Below are 15,799 nucleotides of genomic sequence, written 5' to 3' on the forward strand. Positions count from 1 at the left end.
ATGACCCCCTCTCCTTCTGAGTGGCATCAGAAGAGAGTTTATCATTAGTAAATTTGTCATGAGGTAAAGTTATGTTTGTTAAAGGGATTAAAAGAGGAAAAACCATTGAGTTATTAGAGGATGTGGATTTTCCAGATAACCAAGAGGTTTTAGTAGAAATTAAAGAGGTTAAGGATTTTTGGTCGGCGTTACAGGATTTTAGGCAAAGGGTAGATCTAGAAAGTCTTGATGATGATACGTTTGAAAATTTACGGGATAAGTTACCGGGACGAGAGGTGAATTTGTGAGCCTAAAATATTTATTAGATACAAATGTTCTGTCTGAGGCTAAACGACCCCGACCCAATCCTAATGTAATGCAAAAGCTCAGGTTATATCAACGGGAAATAGCAACAGCTACTGTGGTTATCCATGAGTTACTATATGGGTGTTTTCGACTTCCTGTGTCTCAAAAACGACAAGATTTAGAAGATTATATAAATAATGTTATTTTAGCAAGACTACCTTTATTTGATTATGACTTAAAAGCGGCACAATATCACGCACAGGAAAGAGCGAGGTTATCTAAGGTAGGTAAAACCCCTGCTTTTGGTGATGGTCAAATAGCATCTATTGCGTTGACTAACGATTTGGTTTTAGTGACAAATAATGTTTCGGATTTTCAAGATTTTGATGGTCTGGAAGTAGAAAACTGGTTTGATTCTTGGTAAAAGGGATAAGCTGTCATGCATTTAAATTGGGTATTAGTAGCGAGCAAGATGCAAAGCCTGCGGCATGGCTTCGCTAAACGCACTACAAGGCTTTCGCCGTTATTGATATTAAGGTTTAAATGCCAAACAGCTTAATAGGACACGGCAATCCTTACCCCTACCACAGCTGAGGGATAATTGATTCGGTAGGGGTACGATACTATCGTACCCTGATCTAGCTTTAGTGCAATCCAATCTAAAACTCAAACAGATAGGAACAATTTATACCAAATCCGGGTTAGCTACCCCCGTTATAAACCAGTCCGCGCAGGCGGACTTTGTTTGTGTAGCAGCGATTTCAATCGCCTCCTCTTGCTTCAAGTTAAGGGAATTTCTAAGATAAAGTCGGTTCCTTGACCTGGTACAGAAAAACACAGAATATTACCCTTATGTTTGTCCACGATAATCTGGTGGCTAATCGCTAACCCCAAACCTGTACCACTTCCCACAGGTTTAGTCGTAAAAAACGGGTCAAATATTTTTTCTTGTATCTCCTCACTCATACCGATTCCATTATCAGAAATCCGAATCACGACAACCTGCGGGGCAGCAGGAATAGCACTTGAAAACCCTTGACTCTCAATACTGCTCGGATAAGCTCTAAGTTTAATTTTTTCTCCCCCTGCTTCCCCTGCTTCCCCTGCTTCCCCTGCTTCCCCTGTTTCCCCTGCTTCCCCTGCTTCCCCTGCTTCCTCTGTTTCCCCTGTTTCCCCTGCTTCCCCTGCTTTCGTCTTACTTTGCCTGAGTTCGGTGCTAACTGTAATTGTGGGAACCAATCTTAATTTTAAATTGTGAAATTTGCTATCGGTTTGTAACGCATCAATCGCATTTTCAATCAACATCATAACGACTTGATTTAATTGACTGGCGTAACAGGTAAGCAAGGGAATTTGACTATACTCTTTAATCACTTTAATATTGGTTGCACGCAATCGGTGTTCCATCAAAACCAGCGTTGTATCAATCCCCTCATGAATATTCACTACTTTCTGTTTGGCTTCATCTAGCCCAGAAAATCGCCGCAGTGACATGACAATCTGATGAATTCGATTCACACCGACATTCATTGAGTTCATTATTTTCGGTATATCCGCTTGTAAAAACTCTAATTCAATGTCTTCAATACAAGCTTGAATCTCGGAATGATGATGCGGGTAAACCTCCTGGTAAAGTTTGATTAATTTGATTAAGTCATTAAAATATTGGTGAGCGATGGGAATATTTCCAGCAATGAATGTGGCTGGATTGTTAATTTCGTGGGCAACTCCAGCAATCATCTGACCCAAGCTGGACATTTTTTTGGATTGAATCAGTTGAGATTGCGTTTGTTGTAATTCCGATAGCGTCAGTTTCAATTCTCGTGCTTTTTGCCGTTCTCGTGCTTCCGATTGTTGCAATTCTGCTTCAGCTTGCAGGTGTTCCAGTTCTACCCCAGCACGGGCGATAAATATTTGTAAAATCATCCGTTTTTCAACGGTTAACGGCATTGGTTTCTCGTCTAACACGGCTAGAAAACCGATGACATTGCCGTCAGAGTCTTTCAACGGACTGCCAAAGTAACTGTGAGCATTAATTTCTTGTAAAATGCGATCCTTAGGAAACAGTTGTTGCAAGTTTTTAGGATAGTGGCAAGTCTTACCCAGCAACATATCTTCACAGGGGGTATTTTTCAAATCATACTCAATGTTTTCATGCCAATTTTCACCTGTCCAATAGGATAATGTGCGAACTCGCGTACCCGCAGGATTGGCAAATGTCGCAATTAAGGCGTAACGAACTTGGAGAACTTGTGCTAAATAACGCGCACAGGAACTCATAAAGGTATCACCCGTTGTGGCGGCGGTTCCTTCTACGATTAATCGCAAAGCTTGTTGTCGCCGTTTGCGTTCGGTCATATCCACGGAAATACCGAAGAGTTGAATCACTTGACCTTGATCATTGAGAAGTGCTTCTCCTCTAGATTCAAGATAGCGAATTTGCCCATTGGGGCGGATAACTCGAAACTCGATATTGTAAGGTTGTCCTGAGGCGATCGCATCCTGGACGGTTTCTTCAAATAGGGGTTGATCATCCGGATGAATGCGTTGGATAATATCCTCGTAGGTAATCACTGACGAATTGGGATCAAGTCCAAAGATGCAATATTTTTCTCTTGAGCAAGTAACATGGCGAGTGCGGACATCAAATTCCCAACTCCCGATTTGGGCAATTCTTTGGGCTTGCAGCAGAGACGCTTCACTTATACGCAGTTTGGCTTCAGTGTTTTGGCGGTCTTGGATTTCCTGGCTTAACCGGGCATTTTCTTGCTTCAGTTGCCGTTGTAATCGTAAGATGTGTAACTGATGCTCGATTCGGACTAAAACTTCTTGGGTTGCAATCGGTTTACTAATGTAGTCAGCTGCGCCGATTTCAAAGGCTTTGACTTTATCAAATGTTTCTTTTCGGGCGCTGATAAAAATGATCGGAATGGCTTGGGTTTCCGGATTAGCTTTTAACTGTTGACAGACTTGATACCCATCTATGTCGGGCATTAAAATATCGAGTAAAATTAAATCAGGCGGCATCAGGTCAACAGACTGAAGTGCCTGTCGCCCATTGAGGGATACTCTGACGGTATATCCTTGTTCAGCTAAAAGTTTTCGTAAGAAACTTAAGCTGTCAGGAGAGTCATCAACGATTAAAATAGTTTCTTTTAAACTGTGGTTTAGGCTAGCTGAAATTTGGGAAGTATAAAGCAATGTTTTTAGCATTGATTAACTTTAGGGTTATTGGACTAAATCACTGTTTCAAAAGCAATAAATTACTTTTGTTAAAAAAAATAGCCTTGATCTTTTCCCGATTCAAGAGGAAGAGTATCAGAGACTGAATTTCTGAGGTTCCGTCACATTACTCATGACGTCAGCGTTTTGACCCGGAGGTTTAATTGCTTTAAACTATAGTAACTAAATCGGCAGTCAGACTCAACTATACAGTAGATATCTCAGAAACTTGACCAAAATCTTTACAAAATCTTTACAAAACTGCTCGTTGTATTAAAATTCTGTAAATCGGGAAGGTTGAAAAGATTCAATCCGCTAGGGTACTGATTTATGGCTGGTGGGCAATGCCCACCCTACTGGCTCACCGATTTTATGGGCGCACGCCATGCGCCCCTACATTGGGATTGGTTGGGTTTCGACTTCGCTCAACCCAACGGCGACTTCGCTCAACCCAACGGCGACTTCGCTCAACCCAACGGCGACTTCGCTCAACCCAACGGCGACTTCGCTCAACCCAACGGCGACTTCGCTCAACCCAACGGCGACTTCGCTCAACCCAACGGCGACTTCGCTCAACCCAACGGCGACTTCGCTCAACCCAACGGAGTTTATAGCTGAGGTTCCCTGACTACAAACCGATTAAGGTTAATAGTTCCTCCAACTCGAATTGATTGGTTAACTCAGCCAAGGCGTTAGCAAGGGACTCGTGAGAGGTGCGAATTTGCTCAATCAGACTCAGCATCAACTCAATATCACCCAATATTGTCGCTTGACGAAAAGCCTGTAACCAATCGGCGGGTAAGACAGCTAGAGAGTCTGGGGTTAAGGAATGGGCTGGGGTTGGGTTGGGTGGAGTTGGTGTCGTTGTCTCTTCATAAACATAGTTCACACCCAGATGCTGGTGAATCGCGTCAAAAATCTCCCCATCCCGGAAGGGTTTGCTGATAAATCCATCACACCCCATGGAGAGGATAACGGCTTTCTGGGAGTCGAGACTGCTAGCGGTGACGGCAATAATCGCCGTGGCTTGCCCTTGAGTGGTGGCTTTAATCTGTTGGGTGGCTTCATACCCATCCATAATCGGCATCCGCATATCCATAAAGATGAGATGAGGTTGCCAATTCTGCCAAATCGCGATCGCGTCTTTGCCATTTGTCGCTTCTTGGAGAAGAAATCCCAGGGGATTGAGGAGTTGGATCAGCAGTTGGCGGTTATCGATCTGATCGTCAACAATTAGAATTCGATAACAGGGTTGGTTCGATTCTAAAGCAATAATACGTCGTTTCAGTTGTTGGCTAGGAACTTGGCTGGCATCGGCTAATTTAACCCTAATCTCAAACCTAAAAACAGTACCCTGGTCTACTTGAGACGCCACTGTCAGATCACCGCCCATGAGTTGGACAAATTTACGGCTAATCGATAACCCTAATCCTGTTCCTTCCTGATGCTGTTTCCCCGTTTTACTTTGAATAAATGCATCAAAAATACTCTCTAATTCCTCCGCAGCCATTCCCGCGCCTGTATCTTCAATTTCAAACTGGAGGGTGATCTCCTCAGGTTTATTAGCGGTAGGAGTTTCCCCGACATCGATACCCCGTGAGACTTTCACCGATATCCCGCCTTCCTGAGTAAATTTAAAGGCATTCGAGAGTAAATTAATCAACACCTGGCGCAGTTTCACCGCATCTGTTTGTACATATTGAGGCACTTGATCGGAGTAATCAAACAGTAACTGTAATCCCTTGTCCCTTGCCTTAATTTGGAACAGATTTTCTACATCACGCAGCAAGGCATACAGGTCAAAAACGGTCTGATTGAGGGTGATCCGTCCGGCTTCAATTTTGGATAAATCTAACACCTGGTTAATCAGCGTCAGTAAGTGTTCGCTACTGCGATAAATAATCTGAAGATTCTCTTGATAGTCAGCCGGAAACGTACTGCTGCGCTGCATCAGTTGAGTAAACCCCATAATCGCGTTCAAGGGGGTTCGCAATTCGTGACTCATATTCGCCAGGAACGTACTTTTCGCCCGATTAGCTGTTTCAGCCGCGTCTTTGGCTTCTGTTAACGCCAGTTCGATTTGTTTGCGATCGGTAATATCTTCAGCAATCCCGACAAAGCGGTAAGTCTTTTGATGAGGAACCGGGAACGAACGGGCGCGAATCCACCGGATTTCTCCATTGGGTCGAGTAATCCGATAGACTTGATCAAAGTCAGTAGAATCCTGTAATTGTCGTTCCATCGCAGCAACCGTTGACGGATAGTCCTCTGGGAAAACCGAGTCTAACCAAGAACGAGGATTATCATACAAACTTTGGCAAGTTCTCTGCCAAATTTGTTCATAAACAGGGTTAATATAAAGTATTTCTCCGGTGTAGGAGAGAATAAAGAAAACATCTTGGATATTTTCTGCCAGTTGGCGGAATTTTTCTTCACTCTCCCGTAACTGTTCCTCGATCAATTTACGTTCGCTAATATCCTGTACCGTGCCAAACAGTTGAACCACCTGTCCGGATGAATTCAATATGGCTTCTCCCTTTGCCAAAACATACCGAATTGAACCATCACTCCGGACAATTCGCTGTTCATGTTCGTAGGATTTTCCTTCCGTCATGGCTTGTTCAATATCATGCTGAAACTGGGCAACATCATCACGATGGATTTGTTGCAAAAGCTGTTCGTAGCTGGGTTCACTCTGACTCGGATCACGTCCACAAATTCGGAAAACTTCATCCGACCAACTAATTTTTTTACTATTTACATCGAATGACCAATTGCCCAAATGAGCAAGTCGTTGGGCTTCATTGAGTTCTACTGTTCGTTCGCGAACTTGAGTCGCTAAAGTCTGGTTATAGTCGGCTAAAATCTGCTCCGTTTGCTTACGTTCCGTGATATCGGAAAATGTGGCGATCGCGGCGACAATGGTTCCGGTTTCATTCCTGATTGGGGTGCCATAGACTTCCAGGGGAATCCTGCGATCGGGTAAGCGAATTTCCATATCATCAACCTTCACTTTTTCACCCTGAAATGCCCGAACCAGAGGCATTTGTTCGACAGGATACAATTCTTCGCTTTCCGCCTGATAAACATGAAAGGTTCCCGATAAGTCGGTGGTTGTCGCTTCCGGTAAAGTGTCGATCCCCAAGAGTTGCTTTGATGTCTGGTTTGCGTAGATAATTTGTCCGCTAACATCATGAACGGATATACCAACCGGAATCGCTTCTAGAATTTGATTCAGGCGGCTTTCACTCTCAGTTAATGCTGTATTTAGAGTCTGAAGTTCAGTAAACGAGGCTTGTAGTTGACTTGCCATCTGAACAAAGGAGTTCGCCAATTCTCCGACTTCATCGTGGCGCTGAATCACAACCGATTGTTCCCATTCTCCTTGAGCAAGTTTTTTGGCAGATTGGTTTAATTTAAGTAGCGGTTGAGTCACCCAACGGGCAGTGATAATACCCAATCCTGTGGCAATAATGAGAGTGGCGATACAAAGGATAATTGTCGTGCGAATATTCGCATAAATTTGCGTCATAAAGTCCGACTCTGGCACAACAGAGACAATCAACCAATCCAAGCCATAGTCATCTTGATAGGGTTCAACGTGAACAAAATGGCGTTGGGATAAGGTTGGGATAGAATTATCACCGAAAAAGGTAAAATTTGCGTGTTGAATTGATGCCAGATTATCGTCTTGATTGAGTAAAGCTTGCATCGTCGTCCGCGTTAACTGATCACGGCTTTCAGTAGCTTTGAGTCGGATTAGTTGTTTGCCCTGAATATTTTTGACAAAAGCCTGTTCTTGCGTTGAGGTGGCGACTAAATTTCCAGAACGTTCTATAATAAATACCTGTCCAGAGGTAGAAATGTCTAATTCTTCCAGGAACGAACTAATGTGATCAAGCATAAAAACAGAATTTAATATGCCTTTAAAAACGCTGTTTCGAGAAACGGGAGTAGATAGATCTATTCCAGCAACAGGTAGCCCGACATACGGATAAATTTCTGTCCAAATCTGGGCGTTTTTATGAAGGGTTTCTTGATACCAGGAGCGTTTTCGGGGGTCCCAGTTGGGCAGCGTTTGAAGCGTTTTAATCTCTTGACCCGCTTCATCAAGTAGGGAATAGATTCGCGTTCCTGGGGCAGTCCCTTTTAACTCAGATTTAATATAAGAACCTGGAGGAGAAATTAGACCTAATTTATCCTGTCCCACCCCAATATGCAATCCTGTGGGACTCGTATAGCCCAGTGCAGTCGGAGCGTTAGAGACCTGCATTTGCCGCCAGAGTCGCCTGTAAACTTGATCAACATCGGTTAGATCTAAATCCCCTTGTTCAACCGCCAATTGATTCAGAGCAATAAATTGACGAGATTGGGCAAAATAACTGTTGATGCGATCGCTGACTCGTTCGGCGGTTTCTCGAAGTAATTGGTTTGCCAGATCTTCAACAGCTTTTTGCCCACTGCGATAGGACAAATATCCAACTAATCCCACAGCGGTAACAATTTGTAAAACGAAGGGAACAATGAAAACCGTTTTCAAAGAAAATGGGCGGATTTTTTTGATGATGTCTCGCATAATTCGTCGTCGAATCGAGTATCTTATACTGTATTAATTTTGTGTAAGACGTTAACTTAAATGGTCAAGAGTAGTATGACGCTGATCAGCTAAACTGATTGATATACATTAAAATGAGGTGTTCCCCGTTCCCTGTTCCCGATTGCCTCAAAGGACAAGTAACGCATGACAAATGACAAAATTCTCAGTTGGCAAGACATCCGCCAACACCTCAAGCACCCCTTGATTTTAGCAACTCCGGTAACATTACACATCTTCCGTCATGCTCAAAGCACCGTCAATGCCGAAAAGCGAATTGCGGGTTCTCAAGATGTAGACTTAACGCCTGAAGGTGAAGCCCAAGCCAGAGTCTTAGGAACTCAACTTGATCCAGAGTACAGTTTAGCCTTTGCCTCTGGATTAAAACGCGCCTATAAAACGTTAGATCTTGCTATAACTAGCGGCAATATTAGCGTGGGCAGTATCCACAAAGATAAGCGACTAAATGAACGGAATTTGGGCATATTAGAAGGTGGCAAACTCCGATTTATTCCCGAATATGCGGCTGGTAATTTAAACTATGCCCCCGAAAATGGCGAAAGTTATGCCCAATTATCCCAACGAATTTTCTCGTTTTTGATTGATCTGGCGCGGTTTACGCAAATGAGTGAGGTGAATAATATTTTGATTTGTAGTCACATCGGTTCAATCCGAATTCTGGTTAGCATCATCACGGAAAATACCAGTTCGGTGGATGTATTGGGTCAGAAATTTGGTAATACGGAGTTGATCAAACTAGAATGGCATCGTTTAATTATCCCAGAATTTATAGAGAAAGGTGGAATTTTTAAATAAATGAACATATAGGGGCGGGTTGAGGGACAAAATTGACGGGAAAACCAATAACATTCATACAAAACCCGCTTTGCGTCACCAATAACATTCGATTAATGGATGCGATCGCGTGGAATATTAGGATAGGTTTCGTGGTTTGGTGGTGGGGAAGGGCGGGTTTCGTTGTTTTGTTTGCGGTGTGTGTGATGATTGAATTCCTAAACCCGCCCCTACATGATGGGGTAGATGATTGGTGTGCGATCGCCTGAAAATTAGGATAGATTTCGTGGTTTGGCGGTGGGGATAGGGCGGGTTTTGTTGTTTTGTTTGCGGTGTGTATCATCATTGAATTCCTAAACCCGCCCCTACAGGATGGGGAGGATTGGCGTGCGATCGCCTGAAAATTAGGATAGATTTTGTTATCTGGTGGTGGGGATAGGGCGGGTTTCGTTGTTTTGTTTGCGGTGTGTGTGATGATTGAATCCCTAAACCCGCCCCTACATGATGGGGTAGATGATTGGTGTGCGATCGCCTGAAAATTAGGATAGATTTCGCGATCTGGTGGTGGGGATAGGGCGGGTTTCGTTGTTTTGTTTGCGGTGTGTGTGATGATTGAATCCCTAAACCCGCCCCTACATGATGGGGTAGATGATTGGTGTGCGATCGCCTGAAAATTAGGATAGATTTCGCGATCTGGTGGTGGGGATAGGGCGGGTTTCGTTGTTTTGTTTGCGGTGTGTGTGATGATTGAATTCCTAAACCCGCCCCTACATGATGGGGTAGATGATTGGCGTGCGATCGCCTGAAAATTAGGATAGATTTCGCGATCTGGTGGTGGGGATAGGGCGGGTTTCGTTGTTTTGTTTGCGGTGTGTGTGATGATTGAATTCCTAAACCCGCCCCTACATGATGGGGTAGATGATTGGCGTGCGATCGCGTGGAATATTAGGATAGATTTCGTGGTTTGGTGGTGGGGAAGGGCGGGTTTTGTTGTATTGTTGGAGGTGTGTCTGATCATTAAATTTCTAAACCCGCCCCTACACATTTTGTCAAAGGAAAACCTCGTGCGATCTGATCATGAAATACAATCTGGATCAACATCATCGACGTTCAATCCGCCTTAAAGATTATGATTATACACAACCGGGATTTTATTTTATTACCATTTGTACTTGCCAACGCCAAACCCTGTTAGGTGAAATCATCGATAGTCAAATGCAGTTAAGCGATTCCGGCAAATTTGTCTATTTACATTGGCAAAATTTGCTTCACTATCATCCTAATTTAAAATTAGATGAATTTGTGATCATGCCCAATCATCTCCATGGCATTCTGATATTGACAGCGGATACTACTGATCAAAAATACCATGGCTTGCCAGAGATTATCCGGGGATTCAAAACCTTTTCTGCACGCCGCATTAATAAAAATCGTCGCCAGAGGGGTGTCCCCGTGTGGCAACGTGGCTATTATGAACATATTATCCGCAATGAACAATCATTAACCGCAATTCGTGAATATATTGTGAATAATCCCATAGCCTGGGAAGAAGACGAATTGCATCCTAGTGGTTCTAAAGAATGGGATGGAACCATTAAAAATTTAGCCTTGCATACAAATCGAAGATAAATCTAATGTAGGGGCGGGTTTAGGCACAAAATTGACAGGAAAACCAATAACCTTTATACAAAACCCGCCCTGCGTCACCAATAAGATTCGATTAATCTGTAGGGGCGGGTTTAGGCACAAAATTGACAGGAAAACCAATAACCTTTATACAAAACCCGCCCTGCGCCACCAATAAGATTCGATTAATCTGTAGGGGCGGGTTTAGGCACAAAATTGACAGGAAAACCAATAACCTTTATACAAAACCCGCCCTGCGCCACCAATAAGATTCGATTAATCTGTAGGGGCGGGTTTAGGCACAAAATTGAAGGAAAAACCAATAACCTTTATACAAAACCCGCCCTGCGCCACCAATAAGATTCGATTAATCTGTAGGGGCGGGTTTAGGCACAAAATTGAAGGAAAAACCAATAACCTTCATACAAAACCCGCCCTGCATCACCAATAAGATTCGATTAATCTGTAGGGGCGGGTTTAGGCACAAAATTGAAGGAAAAACCAATAACATTCATACAAAACCCGCCCTGCATCACCAATAAGATTCGATTAATCTGTAGGGGCGGGTTTAGGCACAAAATTGACAGGAAAACCAATAACATTCATACAAAACCCGCCCTGCGTCACCAATAAGATTCGATTAATCTGTAGGGGCGGGTTTAGGCACAAAATTGACAGGAAAACCAATAACCTTTATACAAAACCCGCCCTGCGCCACCAATAAGATTCGATTAATCTGTAGGGGCGGGTTTAGGCACAAAATTGACAGGAAAACCAATAACATTCATACAAAACCCGCCCTGCGCCACCAATAACATTCGATTAATGGATGCGATCGCGTGGAATATTTCGTGGTTTGGCGGTGGGGAAGGGCGGGTTTCGTTGTTTTGTTTGCGGTGTTGTCTCATGATTGAATCCCTAAACCCGCCCCTACATGATGGGGTAGGTGATTGGCGTGCGATCGCGTGAAAGATTAGGATAGATTTCGTTATCTGGTGGTGGAGAAGGGCGGGTTTCGTTGTTTTGTTTGCGGTGTGTATCATCATTGAATTCCTAAACCCGCCCCTACAGGATGGGGTAGATGATTGGTGTGCGATCGCGTGAAAGATTAGTGCGATCGCGTGGAATATTAGGCGGGATTTCGTTATCTGGTGGTGGGGATAGGGCGGGTTTTGTTGTTTTGTTTGCGGTGTGTATCATCATTGAATTCCTAAACCCGCCCCTACAGGATGGGGAGGATTGGCGTGCGATCGCGTGGAATATTAGGATAGATTTCGTGGTTTGGTGGTGGGGATAGGGCGGGTTTTGTTGTATTGTTGGGGGTGTTGTCTGATGATTGAATCCCTAAACCCGCCCCTACAGGATGGGGAGGATTGGCGTGCGATCGCGTGGAATATTAGGATAGATTTCGTGGTTTGGTGGTGGGGATAGGGCGGGTTTCGTTGTTTTGTTTGCGGTGTGTATCATCATTGAATTCCTAAACCCGCCCCTACAGGATGGGGAGGATTGGCGTGCGATCGCGTGGAATATTAGGGTAGATTTTGTTATCTGGTGGTGGGGATAGGGCGGGTTTTGTTGTATTATTTGCGGTGTTGTCTAATCATTGAATCCCTAAACCCGCCCCTACAATTACTGTTAACCAGGATTACAGCAACAGCCATTTTAGGTGTTTTCTCTCAACCAGTCTTGAAACTTCTGTGTCTCTTCTAGCGCTGGATTGATGGAAAACCAATTCCCATAGCGATCGCGGTATTCATAGACGAACATGCTACGCAGCAGAGTGGTGTATTCCACGTCTCCTTTCACTGTCTGTTGTTGTACCACCTGAAACAGTAACTCCCACTCCTCATCATCAATGGATGAGGTGAGGTAATCCCGACTTTCGCGAATTACGCCTTCTAGACAATCCCGCGAAATCGGCGGGTCCATTTGTCGCAAACAGCCAAATAGAAGTCCCAGTAAGTTCCGCAGATGCCCACCGCTGATTTGACAGAGACGATCTAAGGTTTCAGTATTATCAAAGACTTCGGAAAGTAAGGCGAATCGTTGTGCTGGAGTATAGTGCGGAAATGCTCTCACTAAGACCATTTGCCGCAACAAATCCATCCCTTCTTTACATTCTGATCCATCCCGTTCGCGCACAGGAACCATGGGTAAAATTGTCGGCGGTAATCCACCCCCTAACCGATTTTTCAGAATTTCCACATCATTGGAAAAGGTTAATGATAACGGAAGGGTATAAACGACATGACAATTCAGTTTCCGTAATTGGTCACCTCGGTCAATAAATAAGTATTCAGGTTGTAAGCGTTCCGAGGGAAGCGGACGATTATCTACCCGATCCAAATTATCGACAATCACCACCAGTCCAGCTTTTCCCCGTCGCCGCAGTTCCGTGGTTGCCCGTCCTAATAGTTCGGTGTTAATTGATTCTAAAATACCACTGGTGCGGGGTTCTAGATATTCCCGTAAGCGGCGACGGAGTTTGGGACTTTCTTTGGTTTTGGCGGTAATTTTACCAATGCCAACCGATAGTTCTGCTTCGGCATTTAGTTCAATCGGCGTTTGCAGAAAGTCGGCAATCTCACTAAACAAATTGGCAAAATAACCGGGTTTCAGTTTAATTGTAATCCCTTCTAAACTTTCACTGACCCGACCCGCTACACTGAGGAGAATATCCGTAATATCGACATCCGCCATATCTAAGTCTTGGGAAGACTCAAAGTAAACTACATAGTAGCCCTGCTTTTCTAACTCGGCTTTGAGTCGTAGCAATTCGGTGGACTTCCCGCAGCCAATATGACCTGTAAACAGTTGGCAAGTGGGTTCATCGGGTGAAATTAAGGCAATGGTGCGTTGCAATGACTGAATAATTCGATTCCCTCTCACCGGGGAAAAATCAATATAATACTGCTGATCTTCAACTTCCCCTACGGTTAAGGGCTTGCTTGGATTGCACGCTTTATAAAATCTCGGTAGATCTAGTCCCATAAGTCCTCATCGTCCTGATTCTATTGTCGTTGAAAGATACGGCATCTCGCCACGCGATCGCACTTGTCGCATTATCCTGGTTATCCTCGTCGTCACAATAACCCGCCCACCGACAGGTTTTGGGTTTTTCTTTCCTAGCAACCAGGAAAAATGGGGGAGACTCTTGCCTATCGAGTGTAACCTGAGACGTTCTCGGGCTAAGTCTGGAAAATACGAATGCTTGATTTGCTGTGCTTCCAGAATGCGCTGAACTGTGACCTGCCTCAAGCAGTAAAATAGGGAACAGGAGGCTGACACTCAATAGTCGTTTATTCATTTTTTCCTACAAATTGCTAGATCGATGTGAGGATTGCGATTACTCTTCCATCCGTTTTCTCTTCACTATTCTGGACGCCTGACCCGAAATCAGGATACTATAGGTGTCTTGTTGTCAAGAAATTATCAGGATTGGGGACAGGTGACGTTGGTTAATAAATGTAACGACACTCGCGATCGCACATATAATCCAAGACCTAATTCTGAGTAATAGACAGAGACTGACCCCCAGGCGTCCGGTTTAAACAGTCCTTAAATACTACAAGTTACAATAGTATCCATGAAAAATTATTTAGGAGCGGTTATGAGTACGCCACCTTAAATGCGGCAAGGGGGCGGACGCCTGTACCTGAAAGGTCAGCGTCTGGGGAATTGCCGCCAACAAATAAATTGAGTGACAGCGAATCCTTGTGTTTAGAATGCATATTCATATCCGTCAGCTCTATGAATTGTTTTCAGATATTTTGGATGCACGTCGAATTTTTGACTTCCTGTGGTTAACTTGAAGCTTGGTTTGAATCGAATCGCTATTCGACCCCTGTAGGCTCCTGCATACTTTCCAGTTAAAACATTAGCTTCAACCAAGTCTCCAGTTTGGAAACCCATGAAGAATTTCTTTCGCGGAGCATGACGAATTGGGAACCCAAATTTATTGGTTCCGCAACGTTGTCTTTTTCCGTGACCTTTGGCTTTAACGCTCAAAGGTTTAATTCCGTTAAGAAGAAGTTTTTTAGGCGTTGAAGTACCAACACAAGCTGCATCAGTCCAATGAGTTTTTTCGATGCCTTTCGTTTTACGGTTGAACTTTGTTCGACCTCCAGAACCTACCTCTACTGGCAAACCAGTTGACTGAAGCCTTCGATACAGTTCCCAACGGGTAGCATTAACGGCTGCGGCATCTTTAAGAGGTGCTTTGGCTTGAGCTAATACCCGCTTGAGGACTTCTGGTTTCTTTTTCAGGAATTCTTCAACGGGTTTGTTCCCCTTAGCTTGGTTGCAGGAATGACAACTAAGGCAGAGATTACTGACTCTATTGGAACCTCCCTTACTTCTAGCAATTATATGTTCAATCTCGAAGGGGACATTTTTAACGCCACAGTAAGCGCATTTTCTTTCCCATTTGGCGAGTAAATACTCTTTGACCTCAAAACCAAACAGTTCACCTCGTTGGTACTCAACCCCGTTAATTTCAGGGTTTTGGATATGCTGCAAATCGAACCTGACTAGCTCTTGAGAGATTGTGGTAACTGGGCAAAGTTTTCTGATTCGCCTCACCCAAGTTTCAATATTGGCAATTCGACTCTCAAGGGATGGTGGTAGCCATCCATTTTTACGGGTTCTGTTCAGGAAGCGGGGTTTGCGGTAACGAGTTTTGCGATTGCGTCGCCCCCTCCTTAATGATCTGCGGGATTCAAGGGAATCTTTAACCTGTTGCCCTCGGTGTGAGATTTCAAAAGCGCTTGTTACACGTCCTGTTTTCTCTTGAACAACCGCAATACCCGTTGTCTTGCTGCCAGGGTCTATTTTAATTCGGTGCGGATGAGTAACAGACTCTGACTCGGCTCTGTCTTGCAAAACAATAGTGAATGGATAGCGCTTAAATACCTTAGCCCTCTCTTGCGAGAGTAGTTCTCTAGCCCTTGCTGGATGACAAGGGTCAAGAGGTTTCAGGTTTTTATCTAGAACGAAAACACGCATTACTGCATCTCTCAATTTCTTGGTAAAGTTTGCCTCGACGGTGTTAAGACCCGGTACTTTCTGAGTAACACTGGCTTTTCCGAATGACCTGTTTAATTACCCAGTTGTAGAGCAAGGAACTGGCACGCATCCCTTGGTACGAACGTTAACTCTTAGTCTTAACGGCTGCTCGGTTCGGCTCCGCTCACCGAGCGAAGTCGAGGTGAGCCGTCTGGTCAACAGGCTTTTTCAAGCCCACACCATACCCCTAAGGGTTGGTGTGCGGTAGTTGAC

Annotated in this window: 13 protein-coding genes; 7 read left to right on the forward strand and 6 right to left on the reverse strand. The window is 44.2% G+C overall.

Features of this window, described 5'->3' with window-relative positions; genetic code table 11:
• The first annotated feature begins 71 nt into the window (after positions 1 to 71).
• Together MC7420_RS17910 and MC7420_RS17915 are read left to right on the forward strand one after the other, a co-directional pair.
• Complete coding sequence (locus tag MC7420_RS17910) at positions 72 to 287, forward strand: hypothetical protein (protein WP_006101974.1); 216 nt, start codon at positions 72 to 74, stop codon at positions 285 to 287.
• Positions 284 to 709: a type II toxin-antitoxin system VapC family toxin gene (locus MC7420_RS17915; protein WP_006102013.1), complete on the forward strand. Its 426-nt coding sequence runs from the start codon at positions 284 to 286 to the stop codon at positions 707 to 709. Before MC7420_RS17910 ends, MC7420_RS17915 begins: the two co-directional genes overlap by 4 nt.
• A gap of 356 nt (positions 710 to 1,065) precedes the next feature.
• On the opposite strand, the gene MC7420_RS17920 is transcribed toward MC7420_RS17915, so the two are convergent.
• Complete coding sequence (locus MC7420_RS17920) at positions 1,066 to 3,498, reverse strand: response regulator (RefSeq protein WP_006102103.1); 2,433 nt, start codon at positions 3,496 to 3,498, stop codon at positions 1,066 to 1,068.
• 339 nt (positions 3,499 to 3,837) lie between these two features.
• On the opposite strand from MC7420_RS17920, the gene MC7420_RS17925 reads away from it, so the two are divergent.
• Positions 3,838 to 4,125: a hypothetical protein gene (locus MC7420_RS17925; protein ID WP_006101987.1), complete on the forward strand. Its 288-nt coding sequence runs from the start codon at positions 3,838 to 3,840 to the stop codon at positions 4,123 to 4,125.
• A 10-nt stretch (positions 4,126 to 4,135) separates the two neighbouring features.
• On the opposite strand, the gene MC7420_RS17930 is transcribed toward MC7420_RS17925, so the two are convergent.
• Entirely contained in the window at positions 4,136 to 8,083 is a 3,948-nt protein-coding gene (locus MC7420_RS17930; RefSeq protein ID WP_006102000.1) for a PAS domain S-box protein, read from the reverse strand.
• 165 nt (positions 8,084 to 8,248) lie between these two features.
• Between MC7420_RS17930 and MC7420_RS35385 the strand changes: the two genes are divergently transcribed.
• The 3 genes from MC7420_RS35385 (at position 8,249) to MC7420_RS17940 (ending at position 10,525) form a co-directional block, all read left to right on the forward strand.
• A complete protein-coding gene (locus MC7420_RS35385; RefSeq protein ID WP_006101854.1) occupies positions 8,249 to 8,917 on the forward strand; it encodes a histidine phosphatase family protein in 669 nt (222 codons plus the stop codon).
• Positions 8,918 to 8,949: 32 nt separating this feature from the next.
• Positions 8,950 to 9,165: a hypothetical protein gene (locus tag MC7420_RS39915; protein ID WP_157453211.1), complete on the forward strand. Its 216-nt coding sequence runs from the start codon at positions 8,950 to 8,952 to the stop codon at positions 9,163 to 9,165.
• 808 nt (positions 9,166 to 9,973) lie between these two features.
• Entirely contained in the window at positions 9,974 to 10,525 is a 552-nt protein-coding gene (locus MC7420_RS17940; protein WP_006102025.1) for a transposase, read from the forward strand.
• Positions 10,526 to 11,253: 728 nt separating this feature from the next.
• Here MC7420_RS17940 and MC7420_RS39920 read toward each other — a convergent pair.
• The gene (locus MC7420_RS39920) at positions 11,254 to 11,430 is read right to left on the reverse strand and encodes a hypothetical protein (RefSeq protein ID WP_157453212.1); all 177 of its coding nucleotides are present in this window, start codon (positions 11,428 to 11,430) and stop codon (positions 11,254 to 11,256) included.
• A gap of 182 nt (positions 11,431 to 11,612) precedes the next feature.
• Here MC7420_RS39920 and MC7420_RS17945 point away from each other — a divergent pair, with 182 nt between their 5' ends.
• Positions 11,613 to 11,819: a hypothetical protein gene (locus MC7420_RS17945; protein WP_157453213.1), complete on the forward strand. Its 207-nt coding sequence runs from the start codon at positions 11,613 to 11,615 to the stop codon at positions 11,817 to 11,819.
• Positions 11,820 to 12,184: 365 nt separating this feature from the next.
• Here MC7420_RS17945 and MC7420_RS17950 read toward each other — a convergent pair whose 3' ends face one another.
• From MC7420_RS17950 to iscB, 3 genes are all read right to left on the reverse strand, one after another.
• Entirely contained in the window at positions 12,185 to 13,513 is a 1,329-nt protein-coding gene (locus MC7420_RS17950) for an ATP-binding protein (RefSeq protein ID WP_006102038.1), read from the reverse strand.
• Entirely contained in the window at positions 13,485 to 13,829 is a 345-nt protein-coding gene (locus MC7420_RS39925) for a hypothetical protein (protein ID WP_157453214.1), read from the reverse strand. Before MC7420_RS39925 ends, MC7420_RS17950 begins: the two co-directional genes overlap by 29 nt.
• A gap of 413 nt (positions 13,830 to 14,242) precedes the next feature.
• Positions 14,243 to 15,526: an RNA-guided endonuclease IscB gene (gene iscB, locus MC7420_RS17955; protein WP_044207918.1), complete on the reverse strand. Its 1,284-nt coding sequence runs from the start codon at positions 15,524 to 15,526 to the stop codon at positions 14,243 to 14,245.
• Positions 15,527 to 15,799: the final 273 nt, after the last annotated feature.

The organism is Coleofasciculus chthonoplastes PCC 7420 (assembly GCF_000155555.1).
GTDB classification, from domain to species: Bacteria; Cyanobacteriota; Cyanobacteriia; order Cyanobacteriales; family Coleofasciculaceae; genus Coleofasciculus; species Coleofasciculus chthonoplastes_A.